This window comes from bacterium, from assembly GCA_035370465.1.
Classification (GTDB): Bacteria; Ratteibacteria; UBA8468; order B48-G9; family JAFGKM01; genus JAGGVW01.
Map to the genome: position 1 here is coordinate 1 of DAOOVW010000023.1, position 25,654 is coordinate 25,654.

The window sequence follows — 25,654 nt, forward strand, 5'->3', positions numbered from 1 at the left end:
CTCTTTCATCTATTTTTTGACACTATCCCCATTACCCTTTTTTAGTTTTTCTTTTAGATATTTTTGAACAGAATTTATAAAAATTGGTATTAAACTTTTACTATCTTTTAAAAAATTTTCTATTGAATTCCATTTTATATCAATATATTCATGGGTAATAATATTTCTTAAATTGACATAAGAAGAAAGGCCATCCATACATCTTTTTTCAAAATGTTTAAATAAAGATAAAAATCTAACCATTTCTTTATATGTTTCAGGTAATTTATATTCTTCTGATATTATAATAACTTTTGATATATCAATAACTGAATTTAAAACATTTTCAATCCATCTTTCTATTTCTCTTCTTTTCTTTCTATTTTTGTAATAAATATCCCATGTAAAATTTTCATACTCATGATAGTCCTCCCATTCGGACTCCAAAAATTTTAAGTAATTTATAAGTCGTTCTTTAATTTCTTCTTTCATTATAATGTATTTTTAAATTCGGATATAACCATTTGCTGATAGTTAATACCTTCGTCAGATACAATTGCCATGAATTTCAAATATAACTTCCAGTCCTTTATTATAACAGGAATTCCTCTTAAAGCACTAAAACATATCTTTGAAGATGCACGATTCAAAACAATAAGGTCAACTTCTCTTTTTAATATTCTTTCAACATCCAGCCATATTTCATTTTCTGTTTTATATTTTGTTGATGACTCAACTTCTATATTATTTTTTTGAGGGTAAAAGTATATTCCAATATCAACATCTGAATTTTTATGAATATTGTTATGGACAAAAGAGCCAAAAAGAAATACAAATGCAACTTCTTTTTTTGTTTTAAAATAAGAATTTAATTTTTTAATAATTTCTTTTAAAGATGGGTCTACAGATATTTTCTCCATAAATATATAATACCCGATATTTTTTTATTTTCCAATTTTGCATCTTATTACATTTCCTTTCTTATAATCATCGTTTGCTTCTTTTATAAGGTTTTTTTCTTCAAGAGATAATGGGGATTCATCATAAGAAATAAGCATCTTTTCAAGAATTTTCTGTTTTGTTTTTTTATCCAGTGAATTTAATAAATCAACAATTTTTTCTATTTCGACCATTGCTTTCATTTTATTTTCTCCTATTAATAAATTTTGGATTATTTATAATAATTATAGCATATTTTGGGATTTAGTAGAACTCTGCGAATAAGTTCCGAGAAGAGGGGGTATAAAAAAAGGGGCTGGTCGTTAGACCAGCCCCTTTAAAATCATCTTTTTATCTTAGAAAGCAAGTTTCATAGTTGCAAGAAGTTGCCATGGGTTGTCATCATCTCTTCCAAACTGTACTGTATCAAAGAGGTCTCCGGTAAGCAACATTCCATAAGAAAGTCCAAAAGACAAGTCCTCTGTATATTGATATTCAATTCCTAAGTCAATTTCTGTCCCAATATCATCTTCAGTACCTACTATATCTTCTGCACCTTTAAGCCAGTATGCATCTAAAGCGAGTTTTACTTTTTCAACTGGCTGCAGTCCAAAGCCAAGATTTATTGCCTGAAGATTTGATTCTCTAATTCCACGACCGCGATTATTGGGATCCGAAGTTAGGGCATACCAGACCTGACCCATTCTTGAACCAATGTTAGATGGGAAAACCATTCTCCAACCTTCATTTTCATTATCATTGTCATTGTCATTTCCACTGAATAAATTATAGTTTAATTTAACATAAGGATTCATATTCACTGGAAATTTGTAGTCGGCTCCAAAAAGAAGCGCCCATCCTTTATTATCATCTCCTGCTGCATCTTCTCCAAATTGTTTTGCATATTCAAGTTTAAGCCCTAAATTCTCAACAGCAGGTATTTCTCCAGTAACTCTTAAACCAGCAGTATCAACATTTTGGTCTGTATGGAGTGTGTCATCTCTTACATAATAAACATCAAGGGCACAAATGTCAGGTCTCCATCCAATGTTCAACCCATAAAGGTTTCTATCACCAGTGTCACCAGTTGGAACCCTCCCGAATAGTGATGTCTGGTCTTCAGTAATTTTTGCACCAAAGACAGTTAAAGTAATTGGGAGAGTTGCAACTTCATAATCAGCCCTTATAGCATCAAATGCCTTTTGGAGTCCAAGGTCGCGTGCTGCAATAGGTGAATCATTTGCATAGGTATATCCATTGTAAGCACTTCCAACAACTAATCCCTCTCCAAACTGAATTTCCTGTCTACCAACTGTCAATGTAAGTCCAGGTATCATAAGGTCAGTAACTTTAATATATCCAAGGTCTAAAAGAATATCTCTCGTATCGTTGCCTACAAGGTCAGAACCCCAATCCATTTCATCAATCAGTCGTATCATTGCCTGGACATTGTCAGTTAGGTCAGCAGTTACATATACCCTTATACTTGTCTGAAAGAAGTTTTGTGACTTTTCATTTGCTGGTCCAACATTAAAGTTTGGTCTTAAAACCCCATACATTGTTATATCTCCACCTACTTTTACGCTTTCAACAGCAGCAAAAGAAGGTGATATTAAAGCAACAGCGAATATAACCGCCATTACCTTTAATATTTTGTTCCTCATTTTTATCTCCTTTTGTTATCTATTGTCATCCGCCTTTTAGACATAATAAGCGGGTCAGTTGTTCTGTCTCTGCTTTTCTTTCTCCTCTACGCTTTCGCCTTTTTTCACTTTTTTCACCTCCTTTTCGGCATATTAAACATAGAGAGAAAAGCAAATCGTTGTTAGTTTTATTATACCCTATCTTTTTAATTTGTCAAGTGTTTCTTTAATCTTTCTTTTAAATCCCCCTCATCCCCACCTTCTCCCCATCGGGGAGAAGGATGAAATCCCTCTTAATCTCCCTTTAATAAAGGGAGAAGAAACTCCTTCCTTTGAAAAAGGAAGGTTAGGATGGATTTAGAAATCTCCCTAAAAATCCCCTCTAACCCCCCTTTAATAAAGGGGAGGAATTGGGGGGATTTGCCTCACCCTAACCCTCTCCCACTATGGGAGAGGGAATGGGTGAGATGCCTTTGTGCCTTGCACTTCTACTCGCCACTCTACTCTCTCTTTTCAGTCAACACAGTTGACTGACCTTTGTTTCTATTATACCTGCTCTTTTTATATTGTCAAGTCATTTATTCTTAATTTGTCCTCTCCTAATTTTTTTATTCTATGAAATTCTTTATATTGTCAAGGTTCTTTTACAGCTTATTTTTACCTTATAAAAAATGTCCTGTCAATAGGATTTTAATTAAATAATTTTCTTCTTAAATATTTTATTACCTCAAAAAGCAATTTCACTTTTTAATTTTAAATTACTACCTTATTATAGTGCCTCATAAGGAAGATTTTCCTGCTATATGCTTAATATCAATTTCGTATGCCCTTATATTAGTTTCTCTTTCCGTTTTTTCTCACTTTCCTGTTAAATTTTTTATTTCCGCTGCTATCTGGTCAAAAAAAGCATTGTAAAATTTTTCATCCTCAATTGTTTTTTCTGTTTGTGTTTGTGAAGCATCTGTTCCTGTGGGTACTGGGATTAACAGCAACATTGTTGTTCTTCTTGAAGTATAAGTTTTTTTTGTAATCTGGGTTGCATTAAGAAAAATCTGCGTTCTGTCATTTTCATATGGTTGAAGATTTACTTGAAGAACAACATTTACAGTTAATGCCTTTTTTTCAAAACTTTTTGTTGCCTGTATCTGAGATTGATTTTCTTCTTTTTCTATGGCAAAGTTATTTTTTAGAAGTGTCTGTTTTAATGCTAACCAGCATGTCTCTGTTGAAGCATTATATATCCTTGTATTAATATCTTTGTTTGAAAAAACTTCCTTTGATGGTTTGAAAGTAGCACATCCCGTTCCCAGAACCATAATTCCAAGAATAACACTTACTAACTTATCCAATCCCCTCATTTTTCCTCCTCTTTTGGACAACAGTACTGCCAAAATTGGCTAAGAGCTTTTATAATGCATTTCTTTGTCTTTTAAGGTTTTTATAAGTATTTATATCCCTCCCCTTTTTTTATATATTTTTTTGACACTATCTCCATTCCGTCACTGCCAGAATTTTGGTACCTGTTCATTTCCCCCTCACCCATACCCTCTCCCCTATGGGGAGAGGGCGAGAGTGAGGGGTGTTTTCATCTTTCTTTCATCTATTTTTTGACACTACCTTGAATAATATAATATTTGTATTATTCGTAAGTTGAGTAATAATATGGTGTTTCTGCTTCAAATTCTCCTGCACAGGTATCTACAAGTTTATAATCAACCACTATTTTATAATTTTCTCTTATGTCTCTGATTTCTCTTTCATCCCTTCCTGTTAGTTTGCCAATCTGTCTATCTGAAAATCCATACTCTTTTGCTTTTTTCATCAGTTTTTCAGAAATTTTACCTTTTGTTTTTTTAATTTCTTCTTCAACTGAAATTATTTCGGACATATTATAAAGAAACCACTTATCAATTTTAGTAAGTTGATAAATTTTGTCTAATGTCCAGTTTCTTTTAATTGCTTCTTTTATATAGAATAACCTTTTTGAATTTGGTTTTTTTAATCCCTCTTCAAGTTCACCAATTAAATTTATATCTTCAAGTCCAAAATATTTTTCTTCTAAACTTCTTAATGCTTTTTGTAATGCTTCTTTAAAAGTTCTACCTATTGACATAACTTCTCCAACTGATTTCATAGAAGTTGTTAAAATGTCCTCTGCTCCTTTGAATTTTTCAAATGTGAATTTTGGAATTTTTACGACACAATAGTCAATAGATGGTTCAAAACAGGATGGGGTTTTTTTTGTTATATCATTTGGTATTTCTTCAAGTAAATACCCAACCGCAAGTTTAGCAGTAATTTTTGCAATAGGAAATCCAGTTGCTTTTGAAGCAAGTGCAGAACTTCTTGAAACCCTTGGATTCATTTCTATTACAACCATTTCACCATTTTCAGGATTGACTGCAAATTGAATATTTGCCCCCCCACCTTCAACTCCTATTTCTCTTATAATATCAATACCTGCATTTTTCATTACCTGATACTCTTTATCAGTCAATGTTTGAACAGGAGCAACTGTTATACTATCTCCTGTATGTATCCCCATAGGGTCAAAGTTCTCTATTGAACATATAACTATAACATTGTCATTTTTATCTCTCATTACTTCTAATTCATATTCTTTCCAGCCAAGAACTGATTGTTCAACTAAAATTTCACCTATTAAACTTGATTTAATTCCGTTTTCTCCTAAATATTCAAATTCATCAATATTATATGCAACAGAACCACCTGCTCCTCCAAGTGTATAAGATGGTCTTATTATTACAGGAAAACCAATTTTTTTTGTAATTTCAATGCCTTCTTCAACTGTATGTGCAATTCCACTTTCAGGTATTTTAAGTCCAATTTTTTTCATTGCATTTTTAAAATATTCTCTATCTTCTGCTTTTTTTATTGCATCATAATTCGCACCTATAAGTTCTACACCAAATTTTTGAAGGACACCTGTTTCATAGAGAGTTGTAGAAAGATTTAGTCCTGTTTGTCCTCCAATTGTCGGTAATAATGCATCTGGTCTTTCTCTTTCTATTATTTTTTCAAGAATATCCGGGACTAATGGTTCTAAATAAATTTTATGAGCCATTTCAGGATCAGTCATTATTGTTGCTGGATTACTATTTACAAGAACAATTTCATATCCTTCTTCTCTTAATGCCTTACATGCCTGTGAACCAGAGTAGTCAAATTCACATGCCTGCCCTATAACAATAGGGCCAGAGCCAATAAGCATTATCTTTTTTATATCAGTTCTTTTTCCCATTTAACAACTCCTATTCAGTAATTTTCTTCAAAAGGTAAATAAATCTCCATCAACCCCCCTCATCCTCCCCTTCTCCCCAGAGGGGAGAAGGATGAAATCCCTCTTTATCCCTCCTCCAAAAAGCGCGTCGGACATGCCTTTGTTAAAGGGGGAAAATACTCTCCCTCCTTTAAAAAAGGAGGGTGGGGGTGGATTTAGAAATCCCCCTTAAAATCCCCCTTTGTTAAAGGGGGAAGTATCTCTCCTTCCCTTATAAAGGGAAGGTAGGGATGGATTTTATTAAAATCTCCCCTTGCCCATTCCGCCACAAATCTTGTCGGACAGATGCTTTTCTAAAGAGGGGAACATTAATGTTTCAAGGACCCGGTTCTCACATCCAAAGGATCCCTCTGGGCGTAGCCCAACGGGCGAGCCTTCGGAGAGAACCATGTCCTTTTATCTTATTCTTTCTTAAAATCCCCCTCCAAATCCCTCTTAATCTCCCTTTTTCAAAGGGAGCAATTACAAAGGGGGAAGTATCAAAATCCCCTCTAACTCCCGTTGTGCTATCTGGGAGACGATGACGCACCAACTCTGCTTTGCTACCCTTTGCTTCTTTAGTCGGTTTGTTAAAGGGGGAAGTATTAAAATCCCCTCTAACTCCCCTTTGTCAAAGGGGAGAATTAAAAGGGAAAACAAGCACCAATTCTGTTTTTTATTCAATTTATTTACAACAACTCCAAAAATTTTTTGAAAATATATCCTGCATCATTTGGCCCTGGTGCAGATTCAGGATGAAATTGAACAGAAAAAACAGGTAATTTCTTATGTTTTATTCCTTCAAGAGTCCCATCATTTAAATTTATATGTGTAATTTCTATATCCTGCCCTTTTATTGTGTTAATATCAACACAAAAATTATGATTCTGAACAGTTATTAAGACCTTACCTGTCTTTAAGTCCTTTACAGGATGATTACCTCCATGATGACCAAATTTTAGTTTATATGTTTTCCCTCCAAAGACATGTGCTAATATCTGATGCCCTAAACAAATCCCAAAAACAGGATATTTTTCAACAATATTTGAAACAGTGTTAATAACATAAGCAAGAACAGAAGGGTCTCCTGGACCATTTGAAATTACTATCCCATCTGGTTTTTCTTTTTCAATTTCTTCGTAAGGGTAATTTGCAGGAACAACTTTAACTTTTATATCTAAATTATTTAATAGTCGTAATGTATTATATTTAACTCCACAATCAATTACAATAACTTTATATTTCCCTTCTTCATTCCACCAGTATGGTTCATTTTGATAGACATCTTTTACCAGGTCTCTACCTATTATTGAAGGGGAAATTTTCACTTTTTCAAGCATCTCTTCTTTATCTCTCTTTCCTGTAAAAATGCCACTCTTTAAATTCCCTTTATCTCTTAATTTTATTGTTACTTCTCTTGTGTCAATTCCTTCAATTCCTATAAGTTTATTTTCAACAAAAAGTTCTTCAAGGGATTTTTCTGCCCTCCAATTTGAATAAATTTTGCTTCTTTCTTTTACTACAAAACCATTTATGTGTGTTTTATATGATTCACTATCATGGGAATTTACACCATAATTTCCTATTAAAGGATATGTCATAACAACAATTTGCCCTTTATAAGATGGGTCATAAATTATTTCCTGATAACCAGTCATACTTGTATTAAAAACCAATTCCCCAAATGACTCACCTTCAACACCAAAACATTCTCCTTCATAGATACTACCATCTTCAATTACTAAATACCCTTTCATTTTCTTTTTTCCTTAATGCCTCTTTTCAAGAACCCGGTTCTCACAGAGAACCAGGTCCTTTTATCTTATTCTTTCTTAAAATCCCCCTCATCCTGCACCCTCGGGCGTAGCCCTACGGGCGAGCCTTCTCCCCCAAAGGGAGAAGGATGAAATCCCCCTTGCCCCGTTGTGCTTGGAAAAATCTCCCCCTCGGGCGTAGCCCTACGGGCGAGCCTAACCCCTCTTTTATAAAGAGGGGAATGACACACCAACTCTGCTCTTCAAATCCCTCTTAATCTCCCTTTTATAAAGGGAGAAATTAAAAGGGGGAGATAACGCACCAACTCTGCCTTGCTATCTTTTGCTTCCTTAGTCGGTTTGTCAAAGGGGGAACGATTGTTTCAAGAACCCGGTTCTCATAGGGAACCAGGTTCTTTTATCTTAATTTTTTCAAAATGGAAAAAATTTATTCTGTCTCAAATTGTTCTTTTTTAAAATTTTTAACTTTTATTGGATATTTTCCTGTAAAACATGCAGTACAAAATCCTTCTGGGGAAATAGATGAAGATGAAAGCATGCCTTCTAACGATATGTAATAAAGTCCATCAAGCCCGATTGACTTTCTTATTTCTTCAATTTCTTTTTTTGAAGCAGCAAGTTCTTCTCTCGTCGTAAAATCAATTCCATAGAAACACGGGAATTTTATAGGAGGACAACTTACCCCCATATATATTTTTTTTGCTCCTGCTTTTCTTAATGACTTAATTCTGAATTTGCTTGTTGTCCCTCTAACAATAGAGTCCTCAATAACAATTACTTTTTTACCTCTTATTATCTCTTTTACAGGATTCAATTTTATTTTTACTTGCATTTCTCTTGTGGTTTGAAATGGCTGAATAAAAGTTCTCCCAATGTAATGGTTTCTTATCATCCCCATTTCAAAAGGAATTTTTTTCTTTTCAGAAAATCCAATTGCAGCAATATTCCCAGAATCAGGAATAGGAATAACAATATCTCCATCAAAAGGAAATTCTTCTGCCAATTTCATCCCAAAATTTTTCCTTACTTTATACACACTTTCCCCAAATACCATACTATCAGGTCTTGCAAAATATATAAACTCAAAAATACACCTTGCATCTTTTTTCTTTCCATAATTTATACTTTTAACTCCTTCTTTATCAATTTTTATAATTTCACCACCCTCAATTTCTCTTATATACTTTGCTTCAATCAAGTCAAAAGCACAACTTTCAGAAGCAACAACATACCCATCATTAATTTTGCCAAGTGATAAAGGCCTAATTCCATGAGGGTCTTTTACTGCATAAATACAGGTAGGAGTAAAAATAACAAGAGAAAAAGCACCTTCTAATTTTAAAACTGCATCAATAAGTTTCCCTTCAAATGTATCCTTTTTTGATTTTACTATTAGATGCATAATTATTTCTGTATCCATAGTTGTTTGAAATATTGTTCCATTTTCTTCTAATTTTTTCCTCAATTGATAACTATTTGTCAGGTTTCCATTATGTGCAATAGCATATGTTTTACCTTTATAATCAGCAACAAATGGTTGTGTATTTTCTACTTTTGAACTTCCAGTTGTTGAATATCGGACATGCCCAATTCCATAGTATCCTTTAAGTTCATTGGAATTTTCAGATAACAAAACATCATAAACAAGTCCCATCCCTTTTTTCTGATAAATATTTTTTCCATCAGATATTACAATTCCACAACTTTCCTGCCCTCTATGTTGAAGAGCAAAAAGTGAAAAATAAAGTGTCTGATAGGCATCTTTTACATTTGAGTAAATACCAACTATTCCACAATCTTCTTTCATTTTATTTTCCCCTTATTTCAGAAGCAATTATTATACTTTCAGCAATTTCTCTTAAACTTTTTCTTTTATCCATACTTGCCTTTCTTAATTTTTCAAATGCCTCATTTTCATCAATTCCTAATTCCTTCATTAATATCCCTTTTGCTTTTTCAACTTTTTTCCTTGTTTCTAACTCTTCTTCAAGGATTTTTGTTTTTACCATTAATTCCGTGTTCTCTATAACTATCGCTGCCTGATTTGCAATTGAACTTATAATCTCAACTTCTTTTTCTGAAAATTTGTGAACAACAGGTGTATATATATTTAAGACACCTATAACTTTATTTTTTACTTTCATAGGGACTGATAGCATTGAAATAAGTTTTTCTGTTTTTGCTATATCTCTATACTTATATTCGCTACTTTCCCTGACATCTTCAATATAAATAGGTACCCCTTCTTTAACAACTTTTCCTGCTATACCTTCACCAATTTTTAGCGGTTCTTTTTTTATATATTCATTACTCATTGATTGTGTTGCTCTAATTTTTATTGTATTTGTCTTTTCATCAACAAGCATAATTGAACAAATTTTTGAACCAGTAATTTCTGCTGTAACAGAAACAATCAATTTAAGTATATCTTCAAGATACATATCAGAAGTTATTGCTTTACTGATTTCATATATTGCTTTAATTTCTTTTTTTGTAATTCCTGTGCTCATTTTTATTGTGGAGAATTACACTCCCATAAAATTGACTTTATTTTATATCATTTTCTTTTTTACCTGTCAATCATATCTGTCTGCCTGAAAAATATCTCTCCTTTCCATTTCTTCATCAATCATTTTAAGAAATTTTTGTTTATTTTTGAGCCACAGGGGAGCAACAAGAAGTTCATTAGGACAATCAGCAGTTATACGCTGAATAACTGTCTCAGGAGATAAATACCTTAAAAATTCAATTAAAACTTCAATATACCAATCCCTTTCCATTGGTTTGTATTTACCTTCTTTATATAATGTTTCAAGTTCAGTTCCTTTTACAATATATAGAGGATGTATTTTTATTCCGTCAATTTGTAATTGTCCACATTTTTTTGCCGTTTCAATTATATCTTCTTTTGTTTCCCCGGGAAGGCCAATAATTACATGACAACAGATTTTTATATTTCTTTTCTTTGTCATTTCAATACCTTGTAAAAAGTCCTCATAAGTATGATTTCTATTTATAATTTTTAGTGTTTTATTATGAATTGTCTGCAAACCATATTCAATCCAGACATCATATTTTTCTGTATAACTTTCAATTAATTTTAATTTTTCTTCATCAATAAAATCAGGTCTTGTTCCTATTGAAAGACCAACAATATTTTCAAACTTTTTTATAACATCATATTTTTCTTTTAGAACATTAACAGGGGCATAAGTATTTGTAAATGGCTGAAAATAAACAATAAATTTTTTTGCTTTATACCTTTTTTCCCCATATTCAATTCCATTTTTAATTTGTTCTTCAAGAGATATTCCTTTTTTTCTTAAAGAGGGAGAAAAAGAATAATTATCACAATAAATACACCCATTTTTACTTAAAGTTCCATCTAAATTCGGGCAGGTAAATCCAGCATCAACACTTATTTTAAAAACATTACTTCCAAATTTTTCTTTTAAGTATTTTGAGAATTTATAATATCTTTCTGTGTTTTTCATCTTTTTTCTCAGGACATGGTCTGTCAGACCTGGTGTGGAGATAGACAAGTAAAAGAGAAATAGCAGAGGGAGTAATACCAGAAATTCTACTTGCCTGCCCTAAATTTAATGGTTTAAATTTTGACAGTTTTTCTCTTATTTCAAGAGACAATCCTGGTATTTCATTATAATTCATATCTTCAGGTATTTTGATTTTTTCTAAATTTTTAAATTCCCTTATTTCTTTTAATTGTTTTTTTATGTATGGTGAATATTTAACTTCAACTTCTGTTTCAAAAAGAACCTTTTCTGGATAACTTTTAAACTCATCAAAATCAGATAATTTAACACCTGCCCTTTTTAGATATTCAAAAAGTGTAATTTTCCCATTTTCAACTTTTATTTTTTTTGTCTTTATCTTTTTTATTATTTCTTTCACCTTCTCTTTTTTCTCTCTTGTTTTTTCCCATTCCTCTTTACGAACAAGTCCAATTTTATATCCTGTCTCTCTTAATCTTATGTCTGCATTATCTTCTCTTAAAAGAAGACGGTATTCAACACGAGAGGTGAACATCCTATATGGCTCATTTGTTCCTTTTGTTGTAAGGTCATCAATTAAGACACCAATATAAGAATTTGTTCTATTCAAAGTAATCATTTTCTGCCCTTTTACTTTCAAAGATGCATTTATTCCAGCAATTAAACCTTGACCTGCTGCTTCTTCATATCCAGTTGTTCCATTTATCTGTCCTGCAAAAAACAAATTCCTAACTAACTTTGTTTCAAGAGTTGGATATAAACAAGTTGGTTCAACAACATCATGTTCAATTCCATAACCATATCTTATAATTTTTACATTTTCAAGACCCGGAATTGTCCTTATAAAGTCATCCTGAACATCCACAGGCAAACTTGTTGAAATGCCATTAGGATATATCAAAGAAGTATTTTTGCCTTCTGGCTCTAAAAAAACATGATGACTTTGATGATGTGGAAATTTCACTATTTTATCTTCAATTGATGGGCAATATCTCACACCAATACCTGTAATTTTTCCTGTAAAAAGAGGGGACCTATCAAGGTTTTCTCTTATGATTTTATGTGTTTTTTCGTTTGTATAGGTAATATAACAGGGAAGTTGTTCTATTTCAATTTTTTCTGTTGAAAAAGAAAAAGGAATAGGGGGGGTATCTCCTTCCTGTTTTTTTAATATATCAAAATTTATTGTGTTCCCATCAAGTCGGGCACAAGTTCCTGTTTTAAATCTTAACATTTTAAAACCAATGTTTTTTAGTTGAATAGATAGTTTTTTGCTTACTTTTTTTTCTTCAATTCTACCAGCGGGAAAACTTTCAAGTCCAATATGAATAAGCCCATTTAAAAAAGTCCCTGGTGTTAAAACAACTACTTTGCCTTCTATTTTAATTTCATTGTTTATTTCTATTCCGTAGACATTATTCTCTTTTATCAAAAGATAGGTACATTCACCTTCAATCACTTTTATATTTTTTTCTTTTTCAATTATATCCTGCATATATTTTGCATAATTATCCCTATCTACCTGTGCCCTTGAAGACCATACAGCAGGGCCCTTTGACTTATTTAGAATTCTGAACTGGATTCCAACAGCATCAGTTGTTTTTGCCATTTGTCCACCTAATGCATCCACCTCTTTTACAATCTGCCCTTTTCCAACTCCTCCAATAGCAGGATTACAGGACATAAAGCCAATTTTATCTTTTGTAAATGTGATTAAAGCAGTTGATAACCCTAAACGAGAAGAAGATAGAGATGCTTCTATTCCTGCATGTCCTCCACCAATAACAATAATATCAAATTTTTCCATATAATATTTGCCCCGTTTATATTTCGTCTCATACCATCTTTTGTAAAGAAGGGTGAGCCTCGGCCTGTGTAGAACAATCCCCCTCTAATCCCCGTTGTGCTATCTGAGAAACGATGACGCACCAACTCTGCTTTGCTACCCCTCGCTTCTTTAGTCGGTTTAATAAAGGGGAAAATACTTGCCCCCTCATCCTTTCCTTCTCCCCGTTGGGGAGAAGGAAATATCCCTCTCTTCTTCTCCCCTCTCCCCGCTGGGGAGAGGCTCGCCCGTAGGGCTACGCCCGAGGGGATGAGGTGAGGGGGCTTTAAAAATCCCCCTTCAATCCCCGTTGTGCTTGGCAAATCTCCCCTCACCCCTCTTTTCTAAAGAGGGGAAATATTTTTTGAAGAAGTTACCCCTTCCTTTGTAAAAGCCTGCCCGTCCATCTTTCCGCCAAAAATCGCAGCGGATTCGCAATGATAGGCGAATGTGGCGAATTTTGTGGCGGAGGGGAGAAGGGAAAAACTTTCTGACGCTAATACATTACAATATTACTTTATATTCTCAGACACTAAGTTATTGATTTTCAATGACTTGTTAACTTCGTAAGTTAACATTGACAGAAGAATAAAGGTAAAGAGAACCAAATATGCACCAACTGTCTCCTGTTTTTTTTATATATTCCATTGCATTATTAACATCTTTTATTACTTTTATTTTGGTATTACTTTTTTTCATATAATTAGAAAGAATTTCCGGGTCCAATGCCCTTTCTGTTTCAGGAGTTGTAAAAACAATTTCTTCTGGATTATATTTAGAAACATATGAAAGCATTTTAGTATAGTCCTTATCTTTAAGAATCCCGATAAGAAGTTTTAATTTAAAAGGGAAGTATTTTTTTAAATTTTTTATCAAAACCTTCACTCCATCAGGATTATGTGCTCCATCAAATATAATAAATGGGTCCTTTTTTAAAATTTCAAAACGACCTTCCCAATGTAAATTTTCAAGTGCAGAATATATGTTTTCTTTTTTTACTTTAAACCCCTTTTTTCTCAAAAGTAGGGATGATTGTATTGCAAGTGATAAATTCTCAATCTGATGAGAACCAATTATTTTTGTTTTTACATTTTTAAAATTTTCTTTTCCATAAAAATCAAAAACAATTCCATCAATTGATTCTTCTCTTTTTATTGATTTGAAGTCCTTCCCATAAAAATAAATTTTTGCTTTTCTTTGCTTACATTTTTCTTTTATTACTTTTTCAACTTCTTTTCTTTGTTTTGAAACGACTACCAATGAACCTTCTTTTATTATTCCTGCCTTTTCCCCTGCAATTGATTCATATGTTTTTCCCAATAATTTTGTATGTTCAAGCCCAATTTCTGTAATTACATTTATTTCAGATGGCAGAACATTTGTTGCATCAAATCTTCCTCCAAGACCAACTTCACAAACAGCAATATCAATCCCTTTCTCATAAAAATAAAGAAAGGCAATTGCAGTTAATGTCTCAAAATATGTTGGATACATATGATAAGGTAATTTTTCAATAATTCTTCGTACCTGTTTTATTTTTTCAATAAATTCCTCATCAGTTATTTTTTCCCCATTAACTACTATTCTCTCTTTTACATCAACAAGATGAGGACTTGTGTATAGTCCTGTTTTATATCCACTTTCCCTTGTAATTTCAGAAAGACATTTACAAACACTCCCTTTTCCATTTGTACCACCTACTAATATTGAAGGATATTTTAGGTGTGGGCTGCCTAATTTTTCAAGAATAAATTTTATTTTATCAAGCCCTAATTTTATCCCAAAATCAGATAAATTTTCAAGGAATTGAAGTTCAGAAATGTTTTTCATGTGAAGAAAACTTTAAGAATTTTTGAAATTGTCTCTTTTAATTCATCTCTTTTAACTATCATATCAATCATTCCATGCTGGTAAAGAAATTCAGATGTTTGAAAACCGGGAGGAAGTTTTTGTTTTATTGTTTGTTCAATAACCCTTGGTCCTGCGAAACCAATTAATGCTCCTGGTTCAGCAATAATTATATCCCCAAGAAAAGCAAAACTTGCTGCCACTCCTCCCATTGTTGGGTCTGTCAGAACAGAAATATATAAAATCCCTTTCTCTTTCAATCTACCAACTGCTGATGATGTTTTTGCCATTTGCATCAATGAAATTATTCCTTCATACATTCTTGCTCCTCCACCACCACCTGAAATACATATAAAAGGAAATCCACTGGCAATTGCATACTCACATCCCTTTGTGAATTTCTCTCCAACAACAGCCCCCATACTTCCCATTATAAAATGAGGGTCAAGAACAGATAGGACTGATGGAATACTCTCTATTTTACATTCACCAACTACAAGTCCTTCATTTAATCTTGTCTTTTCCATATCTTCTTTCAATTTCTCTTTATATGGTTTAATACCAACAAAATTTAAAGGGTCTCCTGATACCATATCTTTCCATAACTCTTTAAATGTATTCTCATCTGCAATTGCTCTTATTCTTTCATAAGCAGTTAATCTTGAATATTTACCGCAAGAAGGACAAATTTTTTGCTTTTCTTCCCATGTCTTTTTGTACACCATCTTCCCGCAATTATCACATTTAATCCACATCTCCTTTTTTATTTCAACTTTTTCCTTTGGTGAAATTTCAGTAAATTTTTTTCTCCTGAACATTATATTACTCCATATTTTTTAAGGGTTTCTTTTATTTTTTGAAAATTCTCATCAGAAGGAGGTGTTAATGGAAGACGCCATTCATCCTTTATCATTCCCATAAGAGATAGAGATGTTTTAACAGGAATTGGGTTTGTTTCTATAAAAAGGACTTTGAAAATTGGATAAAGTTTATAATGGATTTCTCTTGCCTTTTTCATTTGTCCATTTAAAGCAGACTTCACCATATCTGCCACTTCTTTTGGAACAATATTTGCTGCAACAGAAACAACTCCTTTCCCTCCGACTGCAATAATTGGCAAGGTTAATGCATCATCTCCTGACAAGACAACAAAATCCTTATCAACTAAGGATATAATGTTATAAATCTGGTCAAAATTTCCACTTGCTTCTTTTATTCCAACAATATTTTTAATTTTTGAAAGTTCTGCGACTGTTTCTGGAGATATAGAAATACCTGTTCTTGATGGGACATTGTATAAAATTATAGGAATATCAACACTTTCTGCAATTGTTTTATAATGAAGATATAGTCCCTTTTGAGTTGGTTTATTATAATATGGAGTTATCAGAAGACATCCATCACATCCAACTTCTTTTGCAAATGAAGTAAGTTCAAGTGATTCTTTTGTATTATTTGACCCTGTGCCTGCAATTACAGGAATTTTCTTGTCTACAATATCTACTGTAAATTTTATAAGTTGTTTATGTTCTTCCATAGAAAGAGTTGCTGGTTCTCCTGTACAACCACAGGTAACAATTCCATCTGTCCCATTTTTAAGATGAAATTCAACAAGTTTCTTATAACTTTCCTTATCAATCTGCCCGTTTTTTATAGGTGTTACAATTGCAACTATTGAACCATAAAACATAATTTCCTCCTTTTTAAGATTCTTTCACACCATCCAAACATCACTCCTTATAGGATAAAATATTTTAAAAAAGTAGTAAAATAAATAAAAAGATAATTGAAAACTTTTTAAGTTGGTCAGGGGAAATAGGAGAGGACCATATTCTCCTAGTTCATAAAAGAACCGAAGGAAGAATGTCCCTCCTTTTTTCGCTTTATTATACAAAATTTTCAGTCTCAACCTTAATATCTCCCTTCACTCACTACTGAAGTATGAACGAAGTTGAATGAATATTAAAGTTTTACTAAATATTATCACAACTTTTTAGAAAAAAATAAGAATTATAAGGTTTCTTGTAAAAATAATGTAAGAAATTCTCCTTTTGCTGGTACTACATTATTTTTTATTACTGTATATTTGCTTTTCTCCACATTTGCTAATTTGAATGGAATAATTTTTTTATTTCTCTCAACTTTTTCTAAGGAATAATTAGGTGGTAATAAAATATTCCATTCAACTTCTTTTGGGCCAGGATAAAGTTTTAAATATATTATTTTCGCTTCCTTATCCCAACGGAAATCATACTCTAATGTATTATCTGATGGACCATAAACAATTTTGATATGAGCATATTTTTCATCCGCAGATACCCACCGAGGAGAAATTTTTACTTTTTCGTAAGAACACTTTTGGTCATCTATTCCTGCTAATCCTTCAATCAAAGCATAAATTAATGATGCTGCTCCCCAACCAGAGGGCCCTCCTCCCTGATTTTTTCCATCTTTGGTATAGAGAAAATAAAGAGTCCCATCTTCATTTATTTTCTTAGCAATTCTTTTAAGAATATCTACAGCATATTCTTCTCTTCCATGTTGAAACGCAGCATGTGCTAATTCACCAGCAACAAAAGAAGCAATACCACCATTGATATAACTGCCGGCTGAATAAGTATAAAATTGAGGATATGGTGGATATAAACTAAACCATTCTGCAAAATACTCACCTTTTAGTAAATCCCTAAGTTTTTGGTATTCATCTAAAATAGAAACAGCCATTTTATGAGTTGGAAGACCACGATTTATATCATAAGCATTAGAAAGGCTTAATTGTTCTCTTTCATCTACTCCATAGAAGGCATTATCTAATGGTAAATGGTGAATATAAAATTTACCGTTCCATAGGGTAATGTTGGCTCTTCCTCTTAATTCTTCTGCTCTTTCTTTCCAAAAAGATGATTTTCTTTCTTGTCCACAAATTTCAAACATTTTTGATAATTGTATCATTGCAGCATAAAGTCCTGAATTATCACCATGCATAATACCCATTGGATCGTCAGGAAGAATACGGCGGTTAATCCCAGTATCAGGTCTATTAATAAAATCCCATGTATCAATAGTCCTTGGACGTTTCATAAGTTTGTATTTATTATCCCATCGTTTAGGGTCTGAAAGACAGTATTTTATACCTTTCTCAAGATGATTTAGATTTTTCTCTAACCATTTTGTATCTCCAGTTGCTTGCCAAATACGATGAACTCCCTCTACTATTAAATACTCTATATCTGCTTCAACTTCCAATCTAACTAATCCATATCCTAAATCTGGAAAAAGGACTCTACAATCGCCACCTACAAAGTTTAAATGGCCGGCAATTGGGCTATTAAATGGAGCAAAAATTTCATAAAAAAAACCTTTGTTGTTTTGGTTCTTAAGAATTAAATCTAAAAAACTTCGGATTTCTTTTTGCCAGTAAATATATCCTTTCATCTCATGAATATGGTCTCTTACCCAATGAGGGTTTGTTCGAATAAATTCATTTTTAGAGTGATAAACGCGACTATCATTTGCAACTATGGAACGAAGTTTTTCATATAAACCGAAAAAAGAAGATTCAACATCTAAACACAAAAATGTCTCTTTCATTTTTTCCCCACTTGTATTTTGGGGTACTGCCAAAATTGGCTATAGCTTTTATAATGCATTTCTTTGTCTTTTAAGATTTTTATAAGTATTTATATCCATCCTCTTTTTTTGTTTCTCTTCCTTCTTTAACCCATCCCCTTTTGAAATCTCCCCCTCTGGGCGTAGCCCAACGGGCGAGCCTTACCCCTCTTTATAAAATCCCTCTCTATCCCGTTGGACTATCTGAAATCCCCCTACCCCCTTTGTAAAAGGGGGAAATGACGCACCAACTCTGCCCTGCTACCCTTTGCTTCCTTAGTCGGTTTAATAAAGAGAGAAGAAACTCCTTCTTTTAACAAGGCATGTCCCTCAATGTCTTAGTGCGATAGTCCCCCAACGTATCAGTGGCGGAGAGAAGAAGAAAGATTTTCTTATCCACATTATAATTTTACAACAATTTTTTTTATTGAAAAACCATTATCTTTTATTTTTTTTAAAATTTCCTTTTTTTTCATATTAAGAAGAGATAGATAACAACTTGAATCAACTTTAATGTAAAGTATGTTATTTTTCATACCATTTACATAAGTATGTCCCTGTAAATTATCGTCTATTATTCTGTTCCATAGAACATCAATATCAATTTCTCTGTTTTTATCTTCTGTTTTCCATATATCTACAATCCTTTTTGTTATATCCCCAATTTTCTCTATCATTCTATTTTCAAAGGCATTGTAACATACAAAAAGTTATTATTAAGTTGTGGTCTCATTAAAACAGGTGCTTTTTTATCAGTAAAAGCAAAGACCATTTTTTCTTCATTGACTTTTTGTAAAAAATCAATTAAAAATTCAGGAAAGAAAGCAAAGTTCATTTCTTCTCCATCATACCCAATTTCAAATTTTTCCTGTCCCTGACCAATTTCAGGAGAAACAACAGAGACCATTATTATTCCTTTATTTAAAGTAATTTTTAATTTATTATATCTTTCACTTGTAAAAAGGGATATTCTTTTAAGACATGAAAGAAATTTATCTTTGTCAATAATAGCAATTTGACATTTTTTTTCATCAGGAATAACTACATCATATTCAGGAAAATCCTCCACTCCTGCTAATAATTGAGATATAAGAAGAATATTGGAAAATTTAAAAGTAATTTGATTTTTACCAACTGAAATTTCTGTTAGTTCATCAGTTAATAGGTCTGTTAATATATTTAAGAGTTTAAAAGAGAGAAGAACTTTTATTTTGGGAGAAGGGGTGCTTTCTAATTCTGCCTTACTTAAAGAAAGTCGTCTTCCATCAGTGCCTATTAAGTTTATGTTATTCTCTTTTATTTCTAAAAGTCCTCCTCTAAAATATGGCTTTTGTTCATTTGGATTAACACAAAATTTAATTTTATCAATTGCATCTTTTAATATATTTCCAGGTATATTAAAACTTACATTAGAAGATATTTTTGAAATGCGGGGAAAATCATCGGCATTCATTGTTATAAATCTGTATTTTATATTTTCATTACTTATCTCCACTTCATTTTCTTTTTCTTCTATTTTAATTTCTTCATCAGGTATTTGTTTAATAAGAGAAATAAATTGTTTTCCGGGAATTAAAATTGACCCCTTTTTGAATTGACATTTTAAAGAAACCTTTATAGTATTTTCAAGATCTGTTGAAATAAAACTTAATTCATCTTTTCCTTCAATTAAAATTCCAGATAAAATTTCCATTGATGATTTTGAAGGAAGAATTTTAGAAACACAATTTAAAACACTATCCAATTCCCTACTATTTATTATTATTTCCATTTTTACCTCCATTAATAATCATAATTATTGTTTTTTTGTTGTATTTTGTATTTAAGTTATTTATTCTCAAGTACTTATATTGTGGAAAACCTGTGGAAAATTTATACACTTAACCCCCTTTTAATATTTTCAACACTGTTTTTTATATATGTATCATTTTCAATAAGTTTCTTAACTTTTTTGCAAGCGTTGATAACAGTTGTATGGTCTTTTATACCAAAAAATTCTCCTATTGAATTTAATGAAGAGGTAGTTAAGTCCCTTGCTAAATACATTGCAATTTGCCTTGGTATTAGTATATTTTTAATTCTTTTTCCACTTTTAATTTCTTTTTCAGATATATTAAAATAATTACAAACCATTTCCATTATTGTTTCAAGAGTAATTTTTCTTTTTCCTTTTCTTTTAAATCCGTCAATAATCTCATTTACTAATTCTTCATTTATTTCACTATTGGTAAGTTTTGAAAGAGCAAGTATTCTATTTAATATCCCTTCAAGAACTCTGATGTTATCTTCAACTTTTTCTGCAATTAGAAATATTATATCATCATTTATTACAATATTTCTAATTTCGGCTTTCTTCTTTAATATTGCAACTCTTGTTTCAAAATCAGGGGGTTGAAGGTCAACAACAAGTCCCCATTCAAACCTTGATATTATTCTTTCTTCAATAGCAGTAATTTCTTTTGGAGGTCTATCACTTGATAAAATCATTTGTTTTTTATTATCATAGAGAAAGTTAAATGTATGAAAAAACTCTTCCTGGGAACCACCTTTCCCAGCAATAAAATGGATATCATCAATCAGCAGGAAATCTAAATTTCTAAATTTATTTCTGAAATTGTAAGTTGTTTTATTTTTAATACTTTGGATATATTCATTTACAAAGAATTCAGCAGGGATATAAGCCATTTTTAAATCACTTCTGTTCTTGATATAATGACCTATTGCTTGCATTAGATGTGTTTTTCCTAATCCAACTTTTCCATATATAAAAAGAGGATTGTATGCAATGCCAGGTGATTGAGCAACTGCTAAAGCAGCAGCATGAGCAAGACGATTACAGGGACCAACAATAAAATTTTCAAATGTATATTCTGGGTTCAAATTAATTTCAAGAAGTTTCCTATCACTTTTTTCCTCTTCTCCATAAGATATATCTATTTTTGGGTAAAAACCATATAATTTTGAAAATTCCTCTTTTATTATTTCAAGAAATGGGAAAAATCCCCGATAAAATGCTCTATTGGGAATTTGAATATGTAAAATTTCACCATCAAAATCAATGATTTTTACTGGTTTAATCCATATATCATAACCTCTTGGATTGTTAATTTGTTCTTTTATATTATTAAAAATATGTTGAGAGAGGTTTTCCACCTCAAATTTTTCCATTTTCCACAATTTTTCCACATCTTTTATTTATTCATTTTTCCCACAACAATGTTTATATTTTTTACCACTTCCACATGGACATGGGTCATTCCTACCTATTTTTTTACCTGAAACAGCGGGAGTTTGTTTTACCATTACAGGTGGCTGTGCATTTGGTCCTTGGATTATCGCTTGTTGTTCTCCTTCTTGTGTTATAGTATCAAATTGCTCATATTGTTTATGTATAAAGTCAGCACTTACCTTTTGTTTTTCAGCATGCATTGTAAATTTTTCATCACTTACTTTTATATTAAATATTGCAGATATTCCTTCCTGTTTAATTGCAGAAAGCATCTGTTGAAATAATTGATATCCTTCATGTTTATAAGAAAGAAGAGGGTCCCTTTGAGCATATACCCTTAAATTTATTCCTTCTCTTAACTCATCAATACCTCTTAAATGTGCTTTCCATCTATTATCTATTACCTGTAAAAAGATAAGGCGTTGTATTTCATAAAAGAAAGGACCTATTTCTTTTTGTTTTTCTTCTAAAACAGAAAATATTTTGTTTTTGATATCCTGTAAGAGATTTTCCTTGAAAACAACAGTATTTGATATGTTCTCAACAGAGGGAATTTCAGCATCTATATTAAAAATTCCTTTTATTGCAACTTTTAACCCATCAATATTCCACTGGAATGATTTAACACTTAAACTACAAAATTCATCAAACAGATTATTTATAATTTCCTCAATAAACTCCCTTATATAATTATCAATATTTCTCCCTTCAAGAAAGTCCTGTCTGATTGAATAAATAACATTTCTCTGTTCATTTAGAACATTGTCAAATTCAACTAATTGTTTTCTTATTTCAAAATTTCTACCCTCAACTTTTTTTTGGGCATTATTTATCATTTTTGTTATTAGAGGATGAGTAATGTTCTCGCCCTCTGGCATTTTTCCCATAATTCCCATAAGACGTTCTGAACCAAAAATTCTTAAAAGGTCATCTTCAAGAGAAAGATAGAACTTTGAAGACCCCGGGTCCCCCTGTCTTCCTGCTCTTCCTTTTAACTGATTATCAATTCTTCTTGCTTCATATCTTTCACTCCCTACAACATGTAAGCCACCAAGTGATACAACTTTTTGGTGTTCTTCTTCCCATGGTTTTTTATATTTTTCAAGTAATGTCTCATATATTTCTTTAAATTCTTCAGGACTTTTTTCTAATTCTTCTCTTGCTTTTTGCCATTGGTCTTCAATTTTCCTTCTTTGTTTTTCATATTCATCTCTTTCTTTTTTTATTATTTCTTCATAATTTTTATGTAGTTGCTCATACTCGTTTAAAATTGAAAGATATTCTTTTTCAAGAGATGGCAGGTTTGGAAAGTGTTCTGTAAAAATTTTTTTCTCTGCCTGTTCCCAATCCTTTAAGTAATTTTCATATAATTTTTCTTCTTCTTTTTCAAATTGCTGATAAATTTGCTCAATATTTTCTTTCTTTTCTGTTGTGTTTTTAATAAATCTGGTGAGAAGGTCAATATATTTTTCAGTTGTTTTCTTTTGATTTTCAAGATTTAAAGAAGGATATGTTTTTTCAACAAGAGATGAATATTTTTTTAATGAATCAATATAATTATTAATTTGTGTTGTCAAATTCTTTATAAAATCAGGTGTATTTTTAAAATTCCCTAAAATTTCTACCAACTGGTTTCTTTCTTCATCAATATCTTCTTTTAAAACAATATCATATTTTTTCTTTATGGATTTTTTATAAAGAATATAGTCCCTATATGCTTTTCCAGCTGTTTCTCTTGGTTCTTTTAATCGTTCTGGTTTTTCTTTGAACTTTTCTTGAAGAGAAAGTAATAAAGAATTCTCGTTTTTATACCTTTCTTTTAATTTTTCAAGTCGTGTGTTGATTTTATCAAAAGATGCTTCAATTGTTTTCTTAAAAATTTCTTTTTCAAAAATTTCTTTTGCTTTACCTTCTAAGTCAGAATATATTTTTTCTTTTTCATTTAATGAACTTTTTAAAAAAGAAAGTTTTTCTCCATATTCCTTTTCAGTCACATCAATTTTATTTTTATATCCTTTTTCTAAGTCCTCTAAGACATCTGAATAATCACTTTTTTTAACAATGTCTTTACTACCTTTTTTACTCCATATTGTTTTTATTGTTTCTTCTCTTGCAATTATTTCAGGATTTCCTCCAAGAATAATATCAACTCCTCTTCCTGCCATTTGTGTTGCTATTGTTACTGCTTTAAATTTACCTGCCTGTGCAATTATTCCTGCTTCACTTTCGTGGTTTTTTCCGTGAAGAACATTATGTGGAATATTATTTCTTCTCAAATATCCACTTAATTTTTCTGCTTTTTCTATTGAAATCGTCCCAACAAGAACGGGTCTGCCTATTTCATGCATTTGTTTTATCTCATTGGTAACTGATATAAATTTTTCTTTTTCAGTTCTATAAATTTCATCATTATATTCTGTTCTGCTAAGTGGTTTATTTGTTGGAACAACAATTACATCTAATTTATAAATTTCTTTAAACTCTATTGCTTCTGTAACAGCAGTTCCAGTCATACCTGCTATTTTTTCATATAGTTTAAAATAATTCTGAAAAGAAATAGTTGCAAGTGTTTGATTCTCGCTTTCAATCGGGACTCCTTCTTTTGCTTCAATTGCCTGGTGAAGTCCATCGCTCCATTTTCTCCCTGGCATCAATCTACCTGTGAATTCATCAACTATTATTACCTGCCCATCTTTTACAACATATTCTTTATCTCTTTTAAAAAAAGTATGACCTTTTAATGCCTGATTTATTTTATGTACTATTTCAGTATGACCTCCATCATAAAGATTTTTAATTGATAATAACCTTTCACATTTTCTTATACCTTCTTCTGTTAAAACAGCAGTTTGTGCTTCTTCATCAACAATATAATCTGTATCTCTTACAAGTTTTCTTACCAATCGGTCAATTTCATAATAAAGTTGTGGTTTTTCTTCAGAAGGTCCTGAAATTATTAGAGGAGTTCTTGCTTCATCAATAAGGATAGAGTCAACTTCATCAATTATTGCATAATAAAGTTTTCTCTGAACCTGTTCTTCTTTTCTTATAGCCATGTTGTCTCTGAGATAATCAAATCCAAACTCACTTCCTATTCCATAGGTTATATCACATTGGTATGCTTTTTTTCTTTCAACAGGATAAAGATAAAGAAACCTTGAATCAGCAGGAAGATATGTTAGGTCAAATTTAAAAGCAGAAGAAGAGGAAAGTCCCTTACCTTCTTTATAAGAAATAATACAACCAACCGAAAGTCCTAAATAATCAAAAATTGGTCCCATCCATTGAGTATCTCTTTTTGCTAAATAATCATTTACAGTTACAAGATGACAGCCATTGCCTTGGAGAGCATTTAAGTAAAGAGGTAAGGTTGCAACAAGTGTTTTACCTTCACCAGTTGACATTTCTGCAATTTTACCTTTATATAGAACTATTCCTCCAATAATCTGAACATCAAAATGTCTCATATTTAAAGTTCTTTTTGCAGCCTCTCTTACAAGAGCAAATCCATCAATAATGAAATTATCAACCGGCTCTCCATCAGATATTCTTTTCCTGAATTCTTCTGTTTTTCCCCTCATTTGCTGTTTTGTCATATTGGCAACTTCTCCCTCTTTCTCATTTATTTGCTTTAAGAGGGTAATACATTCATTAAGAAAAGAATATTTCTCTTTATTAAATATTCTATTGATAAAATACTTTGTTCCAGGATTTAAAATTTTAAGTTTTTCTAAAAGGTCTTCATAATATTCCATTCCTATCTCCTGTAAAAATGCAATAAACAAAATTAGCAACGAATCCCCTCTGCCTCCCTTTGTAAACCGACTAAAGAAGCAAAGGGTAGCAAAGCAGAGTTGGTGCGTTATCGTTTCCCAGATAGCACAACTGCTACCGACTAAAGTTGCTTACCTTGTGCCTCAGAGTTGGTGCGTTATCGTCTTCCAGATAGCACAACGGGGTAGGGGGATTGTTCTACACAGGCAGTTTAAGGAAAGCATACGAACCAGCCCTACCC

19 protein-coding genes are annotated in these 25,654 nt (G+C 31.7%); all 19 read right to left on the reverse strand.

Annotated features, from left to right (window positions below; all coding sequences use genetic code 11):
* Positions 1 to 9: 9 nt before the first annotated feature.
* Positions 10 to 471 (reverse strand): DUF86 domain-containing protein, encoded by a 462-nt coding sequence (locus PLW95_04490; protein HOV21921.1) that lies wholly within the window; start codon positions 469 to 471, stop codon positions 10 to 12.
* Positions 471 to 899 carry a nucleotidyltransferase domain-containing protein gene (locus PLW95_04495; GenBank protein ID HOV21922.1) on the reverse strand — a complete coding sequence of 143 codons (429 nt, stop codon included), beginning with the start codon at positions 897 to 899 and terminating at the stop codon, positions 471 to 473. The genes PLW95_04490 and PLW95_04495 overlap by 1 nt, the downstream gene beginning before the upstream one ends.
* Positions 900 to 923: 24 nt before the next feature.
* Positions 924 to 1,121: a hypothetical protein gene (locus PLW95_04500; GenBank protein ID HOV21923.1), complete on the reverse strand. Its 198-nt coding sequence runs from the start codon at positions 1,119 to 1,121 to the stop codon at positions 924 to 926.
* 153 nt (positions 1,122 to 1,274) lie between these two features.
* Positions 1,275 to 2,582 (reverse strand): alginate export family protein, encoded by a 1,308-nt coding sequence (locus tag PLW95_04505; GenBank protein ID HOV21924.1) that lies wholly within the window; start codon positions 2,580 to 2,582, stop codon positions 1,275 to 1,277.
* Positions 2,583 to 3,418: 836 nt separating this feature from the next.
* Positions 3,419 to 3,919 carry a DUF2242 domain-containing protein gene (locus tag PLW95_04510; protein ID HOV21925.1) on the reverse strand — a complete coding sequence of 167 codons (501 nt, stop codon included), beginning with the start codon at positions 3,917 to 3,919 and terminating at the stop codon, positions 3,419 to 3,421.
* A 281-nt stretch (positions 3,920 to 4,200) separates the two neighbouring features.
* Complete coding sequence (gene carB / locus PLW95_04515) at positions 4,201 to 5,823, reverse strand: carbamoyl-phosphate synthase large subunit (protein HOV21926.1); 1,623 nt, start codon at positions 5,821 to 5,823, stop codon at positions 4,201 to 4,203.
* Positions 5,824 to 6,530: 707 nt separating this feature from the next.
* Positions 6,531 to 7,598 (reverse strand): glutamine-hydrolyzing carbamoyl-phosphate synthase small subunit, encoded by a 1,068-nt coding sequence (gene carA / locus PLW95_04520; GenBank protein ID HOV21927.1) that lies wholly within the window; start codon positions 7,596 to 7,598, stop codon positions 6,531 to 6,533.
* A 445-nt stretch (positions 7,599 to 8,043) separates the two neighbouring features.
* A complete protein-coding gene (gene purF / locus PLW95_04525) occupies positions 8,044 to 9,423 on the reverse strand; it encodes an amidophosphoribosyltransferase (protein ID HOV21928.1) in 1,380 nt (459 codons plus the stop codon).
* Between the two features lies 1 nt (position 9,424).
* Positions 9,425 to 10,126, reverse strand: a complete 702-nt coding sequence (locus tag PLW95_04530) for a GAF and ANTAR domain-containing protein (GenBank protein ID HOV21929.1) — start codon at positions 10,124 to 10,126, stop codon at positions 9,425 to 9,427.
* A gap of 66 nt (positions 10,127 to 10,192) precedes the next feature.
* On the reverse strand, positions 10,193 to 11,110 hold the full coding sequence (locus tag PLW95_04535) for a TIGR01212 family radical SAM protein (protein ID HOV21930.1): 918 nt from the start codon (positions 11,108 to 11,110) through the stop codon (positions 10,193 to 10,195).
* Positions 11,085 to 12,935 (reverse strand): tRNA uridine-5-carboxymethylaminomethyl(34) synthesis enzyme MnmG, encoded by a 1,851-nt coding sequence (mnmG, locus tag PLW95_04540; protein HOV21931.1) that lies wholly within the window; start codon positions 12,933 to 12,935, stop codon positions 11,085 to 11,087. The genes PLW95_04535 and mnmG overlap by 26 nt, the downstream gene beginning before the upstream one ends.
* Before the next feature lie 576 nt (positions 12,936 to 13,511).
* Positions 13,512 to 14,783: a folylpolyglutamate synthase/dihydrofolate synthase family protein gene (locus PLW95_04545; protein HOV21932.1), complete on the reverse strand. Its 1,272-nt coding sequence runs from the start codon at positions 14,781 to 14,783 to the stop codon at positions 13,512 to 13,514.
* Positions 14,780 to 15,619: an acetyl-CoA carboxylase, carboxyltransferase subunit beta gene (gene accD, locus PLW95_04550; protein ID HOV21933.1), complete on the reverse strand. Its 840-nt coding sequence runs from the start codon at positions 15,617 to 15,619 to the stop codon at positions 14,780 to 14,782. The genes PLW95_04545 and accD overlap by 4 nt, the downstream gene beginning before the upstream one ends.
* Positions 15,619 to 16,491 (reverse strand): 4-hydroxy-tetrahydrodipicolinate synthase, encoded by an 873-nt coding sequence (dapA, locus tag PLW95_04555; protein HOV21934.1) that lies wholly within the window; start codon positions 16,489 to 16,491, stop codon positions 15,619 to 15,621. Before dapA ends, accD begins: the two co-directional genes overlap by 1 nt.
* Before the next feature lie 320 nt (positions 16,492 to 16,811).
* Positions 16,812 to 18,392 (reverse strand): hypothetical protein, encoded by a 1,581-nt coding sequence (locus PLW95_04560; GenBank protein ID HOV21935.1) that lies wholly within the window; start codon positions 18,390 to 18,392, stop codon positions 16,812 to 16,814.
* A 419-nt stretch (positions 18,393 to 18,811) separates the two neighbouring features.
* Positions 18,812 to 19,087: a DciA family protein gene (locus PLW95_04565; GenBank protein ID HOV21936.1), complete on the reverse strand. Its 276-nt coding sequence runs from the start codon at positions 19,085 to 19,087 to the stop codon at positions 18,812 to 18,814.
* The gene (gene dnaN / locus PLW95_04570) at positions 19,084 to 20,181 is read right to left on the reverse strand and encodes a DNA polymerase III subunit beta (GenBank protein HOV21937.1); all 1,098 of its coding nucleotides are present in this window, start codon (positions 20,179 to 20,181) and stop codon (positions 19,084 to 19,086) included. The genes PLW95_04565 and dnaN overlap by 4 nt, the downstream gene beginning before the upstream one ends.
* Positions 20,182 to 20,282: 101 nt before the next feature.
* Positions 20,283 to 21,578 (reverse strand): chromosomal replication initiator protein DnaA, encoded by a 1,296-nt coding sequence (dnaA, locus tag PLW95_04575; protein HOV21938.1) that lies wholly within the window; start codon positions 21,576 to 21,578, stop codon positions 20,283 to 20,285.
* 27 nt (positions 21,579 to 21,605) lie between these two features.
* Positions 21,606 to 25,394, reverse strand: coding sequence for a preprotein translocase subunit SecA (gene secA, locus PLW95_04580; GenBank protein ID HOV21939.1), 3,789 nt, complete (start codon positions 25,392 to 25,394; stop codon positions 21,606 to 21,608).
* Between the last annotated feature and the right edge of the window lie 260 nt (positions 25,395 to 25,654).